We start from the raw sequence: 12,352 nt of genomic DNA, 5'->3' as shown, positions 1-12,352 counted from the left end.
CTGGGGCTGCGGTCAGGGGCGCAGGACGTTCCTCAGTGGGGTGGTCGGGCGGCCCAGGAGCTTGGCCAGGTCGTCGCTGGTGGTCTCCAGGTCGCCCGCGGCGATCGAGGCGTCGATGCCGGCCACGAACCCGGCGGTGCCCTCGTCCAGGCCGGCCTGCTGCAGCTCGGCCTGGTAGTCCTCGACCGAGAGGTCCCGGTAGGCCACCGGAGTGCCCGTGACGTCGCTGATCGTCGCGGCGAGCTCCTCGAACGTGAACGACTGCCCGCCCAGCTCGTGGACCACGTCGCCGTCGGACTCGGCGAGGAGGGCCGCCGCCGCCGCTGCCGCGAAGTCGGCCCGCGGGGCGGCCGAGACCTTGCCGTCGCCGGTGGCGCCCACCACCTCGCCCCGCTGCAGGTACTGCTCCAGCTGGTCGGTGTAGTTCTCGGTGTACCAGCCGTTGCGCAGCAGGGTGACCGGGATGCCGGACGCGCGCAGCGCTTGCTCCGTGGCCTGGTGCTCGCCGGCGAGCGGGTTGGTGGTGTCGTCAGCCTTGAGGATGCTGGTGTAGGTGATGCGCTCCACGCCGGCCGCCTTCGCGGCGTCGATCACCGCGGCGTGCTGTGCCACGCGCCCGCCGGGCTCACTCCCGGAGATCAGCAGCAGGCGCTGCACGCCGGCCAGGGCCGCGGGCAGGGTCTCGGGGCGCGAGTAGTCGCCCTCGCGGACCTGTACCCCGCGCTCGGCGAGGTCGGCGGCCTTGGCGGGCGTGCGGACCACGGCGACCAGGTCGGCCGCGGGGACACCGCGGGACAGGAGGTCCTCGACGACGAGGCGGCCGAGGCGGCCCGTGGCTCCGGTGACGGCGTAGACGGTCATGACACTCTCCATTGCTCAAAGTGGAAACTACTGAAGTGGTTGCGAGCAGTTAGCACTAACCAATCGAAAGTACACCACATTCCGAGGGCGTAGCGGTACCCTGGTGCCGTGAGCATCACCGACCTGGAACCCGACGGCCCCGCGGAGGACGGCCCTGCCGCAGGCCCCCCGCAGGAGCTGGTGACCGACGTCTTCGCGCGCGGCTGCACCTCCCGGGCGGCGTTCGAGGTGGTCACGTCCAAGTGGGCGTCGCTCGCCCTGCTCGCGCTCGGCGAGGGCGGCTACCGCTTCAACGCGCTGCGCCGCCGCGTCGAAGGGGTCAGCGAGAAGATGCTGTCCCAGACCCTGCAGGCCCTCGAACGCGACGGCATGGTCACGCGCGACGTCGTCACCACCATCCCGCCGCGCGTCGAGTACTCGCTGACGCCGCTCGGCGAACGGGTGGCGCAGCGGCTGCGGGCGCTCGCCGACCTCCTGGAGGAGACGGCGGCCGAGGGCGCCTGGGCGCCGGCGCAGGAAGGTGCCGCTGCCGACGGCACTGGCGCTGGCGGCGCCGACCGCTGAGCCCGGCGACCGCTGAGCCCGGCGTCGGCAGCGCGCCCAGGCGCATCGTCACTCGGCGTCGGCCAGGTCGACTCCCCATGTCGCCCGCAGGAGCTCGTGCCCCGCAGGCGTGACGTCCAGCCCGCGCCCGGGCCGGTGCCGGGTGACCCACCCGGCGGAGAGGAACCGGGACCCGACCGCCGAGCCCAGCGCTCCGGCCAGGTGCGGCCGGCGCTCGGTCCAGTCGAGGCACGCCCGCGTCGTGGCGCGCCGGGCGGCGACGGCGCCGTCGACGTCCACCCCGATCTCGCGCAGGCCCGCGGCGCCGGTGTCGGTCAGGGTGAGCTCGTCGGGGCCGGCGAGCCAGCCGGAACGGACGCAGGCGTCCGTCAGCCCCGTGCCGAGCCGCCCGGCGAGGTGGTCGTAGCAGAACCGCGCGGCGGCCAGGTACTCGGCCCGCCGGCTGTGCCGGTAGCCGGAGACGGGCGTGGCGTCGGCGAGCATGCCCAGGGACTCCAGGGCGGCGGCGACCTCCCCGTCCGCCAGGGAGTAGTAGCGATGCCGTCCGTGGGTCCGGCAGGTCACCAGACCGGCGTCCAGGAGCACGGCGAGGTGTTCCGACGCGGTGGAGGCGCTCACCCCGGCCGCCTGCGCCAGCTCGCCCGCCGGGCGCCGGGTGCCGTCCATGAGGAGGTTCAGGAACGTCGAGCGGGCCGGGGTGGACAGTGCCCGCCCCACGGCGGTGAAGTCCCTGTCCCTGCTCACGCGGCCGAGTCCCTGCTCATGCGGCCGACCGTACGGCGGGGACATCTCGGCGTCCACCGAAGCGTCCCCGGCCTACGGTCCCGACATGAGACGAGCGACGAGCCCTGCCACGACACGAGCGGCGACACGAGCGACCGGCCAGCACGCGATGCAGGACCTCGAGATCCACCTCCCCGACCGTCCGGGAGCGCTCGCCGACCTGGGCCAGGCCCTGGGGGAGGCAGGCGTGAGCCTGGAGGGCGGCGGCGTCTTCACCCACGACGGCCGGGCGGTGGCGCACTACCTCGTGCACGACGGCGCCCGCGCCCACCGGGCCGTCACCGCGGCAGGGCTCGGGCCCTGCGTGGTGCGCACCGTCGAGCTCGCGAGGCTGGACCAGGAGGCGCCGGGGCAGCTCGGCGTTCTCATGCGACGGCTGGGCGACGCAGGAGTGAACGTGCTGGTCCAGTACAGCGACCACAGCGGCAACCTGGTGCTGCTGGTCGCCGACGAGGACGTCGCGGCCTGCCGGGAGGTCGTGGCGAGCTGGGGGAGCCGTCGGCTCAGCTGACGCGGTGCGCAGACCGGCGCGCGCGCAGCCGGCCGATCAGGGACCAGCCGATCATGCGCGCCATCCGCACCGGGCCGTAACGGACGCCGGTCGCGAACGGAGTCTCGCCGCGGAGGCTCGCCTCGGCGCCACCGTCTACGAAGAGCACCTGGCCCGTGACGAACCCCGCGTCCGGGGAGAGCAGCCAGGCGATCGCCGCGGCGACCGGTTCGACCGGGCCGGGCATCCCTAGCGGCTGCGGCAAGGCGTCCTGGAGCACCCGCACGGTCGCGGTGTCGGAAAGCATGGTGCGGCGGGCGGTCTCGGTCTCGACGATGCCGGGTGCGACAGCATTGAGCAGGATGCCGGCCCCCGCCCACTCGTCGCGCACGGCGGTGCGTCGCAGCCACCGGTTCAGGGCGATCTTGGTCGACCGGTAGATTGCCGCGCCGCGCCCGCGACTCGTCAGACGGTCGGCGGCCGTACGGGCGAGCGCCTCGTCGTCGGCCAGGCAGGCGTCGACCAGATCGGTGTCGCCGGCCGAGAGCGAGGACGCCGAGCTCACCACGACGGCCCGTGGGTGAGGGCCGACGGCCAGGTCGTCACGCAGCGCCGTGAGCAGTGCCGTGGTGCCGAAGTAGTTGAGCGCGACGGCGACCTCGCCCTCCGGGCTGCCCGCGACGAGCGCTGCGCCGTCGATGCCTGCCGGGGCATGGCGACGGATGCTCTCGACGGCCACGGCGCGTCCCTCGGCCGTGGTGAGGTCGGCGCGGACCTCGACGTCTGCCCCGATGCCGCACCGGACGACGTGCGCGCCGCCCGCCACGAGGCGGGTGGCGAGGGCCGCGCCGATCCCGGAGTCGGCGCCGGTCACGACGTAGGTCCGGCCGGTGTGCTCGGGCATGGGTACTCCTTCGTGAGGCGCAGGTTCGGCGAGGCGCTGGCCTGGCGCGCACCGGCTAAGATGCACTAGTGCAAGAATACACTAGTGCATCAGATGCGCTATGCTGGAGCGATGAGCAAGCAGGTCGAGCAGGCCGGAATCCGGGAGCGCAAGCGCGCCGAGACGCGGAGTGCCGTCGTCCGGGCGGCGACCCGGCTGTTCCTCGAGCGGGGCGTCACCGGCACGTCCATCGACGACATCGCCGCGGGGGCAGGCATCGCGCGCCGCACGTTCTTCCTGCACTTCCCGTCCAAGGAGGACGTGCTCTTCCACTACCTGGAGGACCATGTCGGCCGCGCGGGCCGGGTGGTCGCCGACCTGCCCGCGCGGGCCGACGCCGCGCAGGGCGTCCGCGCGGTGATGGGCGTGCTCGTCGACCTCTTCGAGGACCCGCGCGCCGGGACGGACGAGCTCGCCGATCTCCGGGCGCAGCTCATGGCCGGCTCGCGCGGCCTTCCGGGCTCGCTCGTGGTGCGGTTGCAGCGGGCGCAGTCGGACCTGGGCGCCGCACTCCGTGAGCGGTTCCCGGACCCCGACGCCTGGCCGTCGCTGTCCGCGCACCTCGGGGCCTGCATGGGTGCTGCCGCCGCGGCGGCGGTCGCCGTCGAACGGCCCGGGGAGCGGGCGCCCGCCATCCGGGACGCCGTCGAGCGCGCGAGCGCGGGGTTCACGGCGTAGCGCGGCTCAGCGTGCCGTGACCCCGACGAGCTCCGCCGAGCGGTCCCACAGTCGGCGGGCGAGGTCGGCGTCACGCGCCTGGGGGTTGACGCGCCACGCGACGCGGCCGCCCTCGTAGTACGCGCCCGACTGCCAGTCGACGCCGGGCTCCGTCCGGGCGAACCGGACCAGCTGGGCGGCGCCCTTCTCCGGCGTGGCCAGGAACATCTTGCCGATCCTGCTCTGGTAGAGCGGCCGGAGGAAGCTCGTGCTCTCGGCGCCGAAGCTCGTCGCCACCACGCCCGGGTGAAAGGCCGCCGACGCCAGGCCCTGCTCGTGGAAGCGACGGTGCAGCTCGGTGGTGAACAGGATGTTCTCGAGCTTGGCCGTGCCGTACGCGAGGTGGGGCGTGAAGTCGCGGTCGTGGTCGAGGTCGTCCAGGTCGAGGTGGCCGAAGAGGCGTGCGCCGGCGCTCGAGGTCTGGATCACCGTCGCGCGGCTCACCAGGAGCTTGTCGAGCAGGAGGCTGGTCAGCAGGAACGGTGCGAGGTGGTTGACCTGAAGGGTCCGCTCGTGGCCGTCGACGGACTTGGTGCGGTCGCCGAGGATGCCGCCCGCGTTGTTGGCCAGCACGTCGATGCGCGGGTAGGCGTCGTCCAGCTCGGCCGCCAGGCGTCGCACGTCCGCCAGCCGGGTGAAGTCGGCGACGAAGTGGTCCCCGCCCAGCTCGGCAGCGACCCGGGCGGTCTTCTCGGGGGAGCGTCCGACGACCGCGACATGGTGGCCGGCCCGGGCGAGCAGGCGTGCTCCGGCCGCGCCGATCCCGTCGCTGGCGCCGGTGATGACGATGGTCCTCGGCGTGGTCCCGGGGGTGGACGCAGGCCCCGTGGGGACGGGGGAGTCGCTGTTCATGTTTCACAGCATGCACGCAGCGGGTGATCCAGCGGGGGATCGCTGCCCGCAGCACTTCCGGGCATCGGCCCGCAATGAATTTTTCGTCCCCTCGCGATTGCCCTGACCTGCGCATTTCATAGCAACTCAATGCACACGGATCAGAAATGCGTACTTAATCGGTTGTCGGCTCCGTACAGGCTGATCACACTCGATACCGGGTAACTGCTCAGGAAACACACCAACGCGGGGGTTGGCGATGTCCGAAGCACGTGCGCACCATCTTGTGATCACCCGGCTGGACCGGCGCTGGCTCGCGGCGGCGGTCGCCACCGGCTTCGGGGCATCGCTGCTGATCGCCGTCGCACCGCAGGAGACCGCCCAGGCGGCTCCGGACGTGCCGCAGGCGACCGCGGGCCAGGGGCCGACCGACCGGCCGATGCCCGAGGGGGTGCGCCGCTCCACCGCGTTGCCGGAGGACGAACGCCCACCCGTGGTGCCGGCGGCCGTCCCGTCCGGCGGCGAACCCGTCGAGGTCACCGCTCGGGAGTGGCGCACGCTCACCGCCCCGACCCCGCGGGCCGCCGCGGCCGCCGCCGCCGCCGGCTTCGCCGACGTCGACCTGCGACCGGGCTTCCTGCTGGGCGACACGTCGCTGGTCCTGTACTTCTCCGAGGGTGACGTCGACCCGGACTGGACGCACGCCGTCGTGCGGCTGTACGAGGGCGACGACCAGACGGAGCAGGAGTCGGTACGCCTGAGCCGGGAGGAGCTGGAGGCCCCGCGGGCGTGCGGTGCCGCGGACTTCTGCCGGTCCTTCGGGCGCGACGACGGCTGGGAGCTGGACAACGGCAAGGACTACTTCGTCACCGTCGCCGCGGTGCTGCCGGGCGGCGACGAGGTGGTCTCGGAACCGTCCGGCGACTCCCGGCCGCGCGCCACGATCCTGCCGCCCGACATCCCCGACGACCAGGCCGCCGGCTGCGGGTGCGAGAACGCGCTGGCACCGACCGCCGTCGGCCAGGCGCAGCGCGGCGTGGGCGTCAACACGGGGACCGGCGCGTTCGTGCGCGTGGAGCGGGACCTGCAGATGGCGTCCTTCGGCATCCCGTTCGCGAGCGCGCGCACGTACTCGTCGGCGAACAACCGCCAGGGGCCGCTCGGCATCGGCTGGGCGTGGTCGTACGACATGCGCGTCACGGAGACGGACGACGGCGTCATCGTGCGTGCCGAGGACGGCGCTGAGGCGCTCTACACCCCTGACGGCGACGGGTACACCCGCCCGCCGGGCGTGCGGTCCGAGCTGCACCGGGCCGGCGACGGGTGGGAGCTGGTCACACCGCAGCAGGTCACGTACGAGTTCGGGGCGGCGGGGCGGCTCGCGGCGGTCCTCAGCCCGCGCGACGACGGCGTGCGCCTCGCGTACGGAGCGCAGTGGCACGGCCACGACGCCATCGAGATCACCGACGCCTCCGGGCGCACCGCCGTCGCCGTGCTCGAGGACGGGCTGATCACCCGGATGGTCCTCCCGGACCGCCGCCAGGTGCGCTTCGAGTACACCGACGGCCTGCTCACCGAGGTGGAGGACGCGCGCGGCAACGAGTGGCGGTACCGGTACGACGCCGAGGGCCGGCTGGCTCAGGTGGTCGACCCGCACGAGGTCGTGGCGGTGTCCAACGACTACGGTCCGGGCGGCCGCGTGATCGCGCAGCGCGACGGCGTGGATGCCGAGATGACCTTCGGCTGGGACGCCGACAAGCAGGAGGCACGCAGCACCGACGAGGACGACGTCACGGTCTACGACGGGTACCACGGCAACGTGCTGATCTACAGCCAGCGCAGCACCGGCGACGCGGACAACCACCGGTACAACAAGCGCCTCGACCGCAACCTCGTGGTCAACGGGAACCAGTACCAGCACGTGGTCAACTTCGACGAGCGGGGCAACCCGACCCGGGCGCAGGCACCGCAGGGCTTCGACGAGAAGACGAAGTACGACGACCGGAACAACCCGATCGAGTACACGGACGCGAACGGGAACGTCTGGAAGAACACCTACAACGAGTTCAACGAGCTGGTGCGCAGCGTCGACGCCGAGGGCAACGACATCACGCACGCGTATGACGACCGGGGCCTGCTGATCTCGACGACGGACCAGCGGGACAAGGTCACCACCTACGAGTACCTGCCGGACGGCGAGGAGAACGCGGGGCTGCTGGCCGCCGTCGTCTCCCCGGAGGGTCGCCGCAGCGAGTACGCCTACGACCGCACGGGCCGCCAGGTCGCGGCCACGGACCCACGAGGTACCGCGGACCCGCGCGAGCGCAGGCACTACACGACGAAGACGCACTACGACGAGCAGGACCGCGTGGTGCGCGTCGAGGAGCCGGGCAAGCACCACGACTGGCGCACCGTCTACGACGACGTCGGCCGGCTCACCCACCAGATCACGCCCGAGGACGCCGTCACCAGGACGACCTACCTGGACAACGGCCTCCAGTCGCGGGTCGAGGGTGGCGGCCGCGTGATGACGTTCGCCTACACGGACGCCGGACGCCGCGCGTCCGAGAGCGTGCGGATGAAGGGCGACGACCTGACGACGTCGTACACGTACGACGCGAAGGGCCTCGTCAAGACCGTGACGTCGCCGCGCGGCAACGTGCCGGGCGCGAACAAGGCCGACTTCACCACCGAGTACTTCTACGACGCGAACGACAACCCGATCCGGATGCGCATGCCCTACCCGGGCGGCGGGTTCACCACCCGGGACATCAAGGTCGACGCCCTGGACCGCACGACGGCGGCGATCAACGAGCTGAACAAGACCTCCAGCTTCGAGCGCAGCAACACCGGCCAGGTCGACTCGGTCACGGACACCAAGGGCCGTACCACCACGATGGGGTACGACAAGAACGGGCGGCAGACCGAGCGCACGGACGCGGGGAACAAGACGACCCGCACCGAGTACGACGCGGCGGGCAACAAGATCAAGGAGATCTCGCCGACGGGCGGGATCACCACCTACGCGTACACCGACGACGGCCTGCTCGCCTCGGTGACGGAACCGCGCGGCAACGTGGAGGGCGCCGACAAGGACCGCTTCACCACGCGCTTCGAGTACGACCTGGCGGGCAACCGGACCAAGGAGATCGACCCGCTCGGCAACACGACGACGACCACCTACGACGCGAACAGCCGGCCCACCGAGCTGACCGACGCACGCGGCGGGACCACCTACTACGCCTACCGCGACGACGACCAGATCAGCCACGTGCGGCAGCCGGACGCGCCGACGCTGCCGATCTTCAGCAAGGCCTTCGCGACGGTGCTCACCTACGACGACGACGGCCGCGTGGTCGGCGTCCGCGACCCGCAGGGCGGGCGCTCGCGGATCACGTACGACGACGCCGGCCGGCCCGCGACCACCACGGACCCGCTGGGCCGCACCGCGCACGTCGGGTACGACGCCGAGTCGAACCCGCTCTGGAGCATCACGACCGACCGGCACGAGGACCTGGACGACCTGTCCGACGCCGAGCGTGCCGAGCGAACGATCACCTCGGAGTACGACCTGCGCAGCCGCCTGACGAGCCAGCAGGTCGGTTCCACGGGGCCGGAGTACACCTACGGCTACGACGCGAAGGACCGGACGACGTCGTACGGCGACCCGCTGGGCGTGCGCACGGTGACGTACGACGACGAGGACCAGATCACCAAGGTGGTCCGCGAGGAGCCGGGCCAGCCCACCGAGACCTTCACCTACGGGTACGACCAGCGCGGGAACATCACCGCGCGGACGTATCCGGACGGAACCCAGATCACCTCGACCTACGACGACGGCTCGCGGCTCGCCTCCACGACGGCCTCCGGCGGTTCCACGGGCGGCAGCACCGCGACGTGGGAGTACGCGTACGACGTCGCCGGGCGCCGGACGGCGACCACCCTGCCGCCGTCGACGGGCCTCACGGAGCAGCGGAAGTACGACGACGCGGGCCGGCTCACGTTCATCGGCACAGAACGCACCGGCGAGCCGGTCGACGGGGTACAGGACCCGGTCTCGGCGTTCGACCTCACGCTCGACCCGGTGGGCAACCCGACCCAGGTGCGCACGACGCGCGGTGGCGTCACGGAGGCGGTCGCCTACGCGTACGACGACGCCAACCGGGTGACCACGGCCTGCTACGCGGCGCAGGAGTGCGACCGGCACAGCAAGGACGCCGGCCGGATCTCGTACGAGTACGACCTGCTGGGCAACCGGACCGAGCAGAAGCGGTCCGGCTCGGCGGGGCACGACGTGACGCGCTACTCGTACGACGACGCGAGCCAGCTCGTCCGGGAGATCGTGATCGGCAAGAAGGGGGTCGACCGCAAGGACTACGAGTACGACCTGCTGGGCAACCAGACGCGCGCGGGCGACGACCGGCTCGAGTACAACCTCGACAACACGCTGGCCGAGGCGAACGTCGACGGTGTCTCGACCCGGTACACGTACGACGCGACGCGCATGCGCCTCGACGCTATCTCGGGGATCGGCGCCGGTGCCAAGACGCGGCACTGGGCCTGGGACACGAACGGGTCGCTGGAGAACATCGCCGTCGACACGGTGACGGGAGCGAGCGGGGCGGTGCTGAGCCGGCAGGCGTTCGCGTACGGGCCGACGGACGAGCCGCTGGCGCTGCTCGAGGCGCAGGGCGGGGCGCACGCGTACACCCACGACTGGCTGGGCGGCGTGGCGAACATGCTGTCGGCGGACGGGCAGGTCGAGGAGGGCTACGACTACGACCCGTTCGGCAACCCGCGGCAGGGGGAGACGCTCGCGGGGGCCGTTGCCGAGAAGGCCGGCGGTGGTGCGGCCGACGGCGAGGCCGCGGTCGGTGGGGCTGATCCCTCGCCGGACGCTTCGTCCGCGGAGGCCGAACCGGCCGCCGACATCAAGAACCCGATGCAGTTCCAGGGTGCGTACCAGGACTCGACCACCGGCGAGGGCAACTACGCCATGCGGGCCCGGAACTACGACCCGGGCACGGGGCGGTTCTCGTCGGTGGATCCGGCGGGTGCGCAGCCGATGGGCTCGTCGCCGTACGTGTTCGCGGGCGGCAACCCCCTCGTCTACACGGACCCGACGGGCGAACGCGAGCTCGAGGGGCCGACGGGCGGGAGCACCACCTCCAACCCCAACGACCCCGGCAGCGAGGTCGAGGGCCCGAGCGCCGAGGAGATCGCCCAGGCGCAGCAGCTCCAGTCGAAGTCGATGCTGGACGTGATCCTGGAGGCCGGCGGGCAGATCCTCATGGAGTTCCTGGGGATCACCGACCTCATGGACTGCCTCGACGGCGACCTCGGCGCGTGCGTGATGCTCGTGGTCGGCGCCCTGCCGTGGGGCAAGATCTTCAAGGCGGCGAAGATCGGCGAGGCCATCTACAAGGCCGGCAAGGCCGTGATGACCTTCTCCAGCGAGCTCAAGTGGGCCAAGAAGATCCTGTCCGGCGCCAAGAAGGCGAAACAGGCGGCGGAGGCGGCCAAGGCCGCGGCTGCGAAGGCCGCGCGAGAAGCTGCCGCCAAGGCGGCGAAGGCGAAGGCCGCGGCGGACGCGAAGATCAAACGGCTGGCGGCCGAGGCAAAGGCGAAGGCGCGCGCGGACGCGGCCAAGAAGAAGGCCGACACGACCGGTAAGGGCGACTCGGGCGGCGGCGGGGACATGACGACGTCGACCTCCAGGAAGGGCTGCAACAGTTTCCTGCCTGGCACCCTGGTTCTGCTGGCCAACGGTGATCGCAAGCCGATCGAGGAACTTGATCCTGGCGATGAGGTGCTGGCCGGGGACGAGGAGACGGGCCGCCGCTCGGGCGGACGACTGGTCACTGCGCACATCACCGGCAGCGGCGAGAAGACCCTGGTCACCGTGACGATCCAGGACGACGACGGCGACAAGCAGAAGATCGTCGCGACCGACGAGCACCCCTTCTGGAACCCCGAGAAGCGCACGTGGGTCGACGCCATTGATCTGAAGTCTGGTGACTGGCTCAAGACGAGTGCTGGTACTTGGGAACAGGTCGCGGACATCGAGGTCGAGCGTAAGCACGCAGTGGTCCACAACGTCACCGTGAACCGTGACCACAGCTACTACGTCGCCGCAGCCGAGGATGCCGGCGCGGTTCTCGTCCACAACGATGCGTGCCCGGTGACCGGCAATTCACATGGTGACCTGGGGGAGGCCGCCGAGCTGGACCGGCTGGTGAACGATGGCTATACCGATATTGCGAGTGAGGTTACCCTTCTCGCCCCGGATGGCACGAGGTTCCGGGCGGATTTCGTTGCACGCGATCCGCACGGAGTGCTGAAGGCGATCGAAGTCAAGACGAACGGCGGGGGGCTTACTCCCAACCAGGCCGTTGGGTATCCGCAACTGTCGGGTGGTGTCGAGGTCCGGACGGACAAGCTCGCCGGAATCGGCTTCCCTCACGGTTCGAAGATCAAGCTGGATCTGGAGATTTCGTTGTGGACATGCCCAAGTTGCTAGAACAGGCGTGGGCCCGGAGGCTGAACGAGGAATTCAAGCTGCGCGGGTGGATGATGGTCGCGATGGAAGACGTCGTGATCTACGAGAAGGTGGCCGGTGAATCCCGTCGCCGAGTTGTCGCGGACGTTCTTCGGCAGTCTAAAAGACCCATCGTTCTTCCGAAGATCGGGATTCGCTTTCCGATGATAAGTGAAGCAGTGGGTCGCTTGACGGGGGACAGTCGGGCGAGTACGGCAACGGTCGGAATCGACCTCATACACCTGGTGAGGCGCGAAGAAGATCACGCAGGGGCGAGTCGATGGATGGTTTCGGGCGCGGACCATGTCGACCAGGTGATTGAGCAATTGTTTGATGACCTGGAACGTTCGGGAGAATTATTCTTCCGTGAGTTCTCTTCGGTTGACCTGCTGCTCGAGAATTATCGCAACTACCTGCTCGCGCCGCCACAACGGCTCGACGTGGCAGTGGCTTTCCTTGAGCGTGGCCGTGCGGTCGAGGCGTCGGAGATTCTGGATCCACTTGCTTCAGACGGGTCGATCGTGGACCCGAAAATTAGACGTGCAATCGAAAAGGCCGGAGCACGCCTGCACGGCGGTCGTACCTGAACCCGTGTCTGGTGGGACCCGTGGGCGGCGGCGTCCAT

At 70.9% G+C, this 12,352-nt stretch carries 9 protein-coding genes; 5 read left to right on the top strand and 4 right to left on the bottom strand.

Annotated elements, in window-relative coordinates:
* Positions 1-12: 12 nt before the first annotated feature.
* The gene (locus ACYVK7_RS08290; RefSeq protein ID WP_460887219.1) at positions 13-861 is read right to left on the bottom strand and encodes an SDR family oxidoreductase; all 849 of its coding nucleotides are present in this window, start codon (positions 859-861) and stop codon (positions 13-15) included.
* A 108-nt stretch (positions 862-969) separates the two neighbouring features.
* On the opposite strand from ACYVK7_RS08290, the gene ACYVK7_RS08285 reads away from it, so the two are divergent.
* Positions 970-1,425, top strand: coding sequence for a winged helix-turn-helix transcriptional regulator (locus tag ACYVK7_RS08285; RefSeq protein ID WP_460887218.1), 456 nt, complete (start codon positions 970-972; stop codon positions 1,423-1,425).
* A 48-nt stretch (positions 1,426-1,473) separates the two neighbouring features.
* On the opposite strand, the gene ACYVK7_RS08280 is transcribed toward ACYVK7_RS08285, so the two are convergent.
* Entirely contained in the window at positions 1,474-2,169 is a 696-nt protein-coding gene (locus ACYVK7_RS08280) for an ArsR/SmtB family transcription factor (protein WP_460887217.1), read from the bottom strand.
* Positions 2,170-2,254: 85 nt separating this feature from the next.
* Between ACYVK7_RS08280 and ACYVK7_RS08275 the strand changes: the two genes are divergently transcribed.
* Positions 2,255-2,719, top strand: a complete 465-nt coding sequence (locus ACYVK7_RS08275; RefSeq protein WP_460887216.1) for an ACT domain-containing protein — start codon at positions 2,255-2,257, stop codon at positions 2,717-2,719.
* Here ACYVK7_RS08275 and ACYVK7_RS08270 read toward each other — a convergent pair.
* A complete protein-coding gene (locus tag ACYVK7_RS08270) occupies positions 2,712-3,602 on the bottom strand; it encodes an SDR family oxidoreductase (RefSeq protein ID WP_460887215.1) in 891 nt (296 codons plus the stop codon). The genes ACYVK7_RS08275 and ACYVK7_RS08270 overlap by 8 nt on opposite strands.
* A 111-nt stretch (positions 3,603-3,713) precedes the next feature.
* On the opposite strand from ACYVK7_RS08270, the gene ACYVK7_RS08265 reads away from it, so the two are divergent.
* Positions 3,714-4,319, top strand: a complete 606-nt coding sequence (locus ACYVK7_RS08265; protein WP_460887214.1) for a TetR/AcrR family transcriptional regulator — start codon at positions 3,714-3,716, stop codon at positions 4,317-4,319.
* A gap of 6 nt (positions 4,320-4,325) precedes the next feature.
* On the opposite strand, the gene ACYVK7_RS08260 is transcribed toward ACYVK7_RS08265, so the two are convergent.
* Positions 4,326-5,210: an SDR family NAD(P)-dependent oxidoreductase gene (locus ACYVK7_RS08260; RefSeq protein ID WP_460887213.1), complete on the bottom strand. Its 885-nt coding sequence runs from the start codon at positions 5,208-5,210 to the stop codon at positions 4,326-4,328.
* A gap of 238 nt (positions 5,211-5,448) precedes the next feature.
* Here ACYVK7_RS08260 and ACYVK7_RS08255 point away from each other — a divergent pair, with 238 nt between their 5' ends.
* On the top strand, positions 5,449-11,709 hold the full coding sequence (locus tag ACYVK7_RS08255; protein WP_460887212.1) for a polymorphic toxin-type HINT domain-containing protein: 6,261 nt from the start codon (positions 5,449-5,451) through the stop codon (positions 11,707-11,709).
* A complete protein-coding gene (locus tag ACYVK7_RS08250) occupies positions 11,688-12,314 on the top strand; it encodes a hypothetical protein (RefSeq protein ID WP_460887211.1) in 627 nt (208 codons plus the stop codon). The genes ACYVK7_RS08255 and ACYVK7_RS08250 overlap by 22 nt, the downstream gene beginning before the upstream one ends.
* Positions 12,315-12,352: the final 38 nt, after the last annotated feature.

Source organism: Promicromonospora xylanilytica, assembly GCF_054782895.1.
Note: the sequence above shows the minus strand (reverse complement) of the source record. Positions and strands in the feature narration are given on the sequence as shown.

Coding starts and splice junctions, on each gene's coding strand:
- ACYVK7_RS08290 (WP_460887219.1), bottom strand. CDS start 861: ATGACCGTCTACGCCGTCACCGGAGCCACGGGCCGCCTCGGCCGCCTC.
- ACYVK7_RS08275 (WP_460887216.1), top strand. CDS start 2,255: ATGAGACGAGCGACGAGCCCTGCCACGACACGAGCGGCGACACGAGCG.
- ACYVK7_RS08270 (WP_460887215.1), bottom strand. CDS start 3,602: ATGCCCGAGCACACCGGCCGGACCTACGTCGTGACCGGCGCCGACTCC.
- ACYVK7_RS08265 (WP_460887214.1), top strand. CDS start 3,714: ATGAGCAAGCAGGTCGAGCAGGCCGGAATCCGGGAGCGCAAGCGCGCC.
- ACYVK7_RS08260 (WP_460887213.1), bottom strand. CDS start 5,210: ATGAACAGCGACTCCCCCGTCCCCACGGGGCCTGCGTCCACCCCCGGG.
- ACYVK7_RS08255 (WP_460887212.1), top strand. CDS start 5,449: ATGTCCGAAGCACGTGCGCACCATCTTGTGATCACCCGGCTGGACCGG.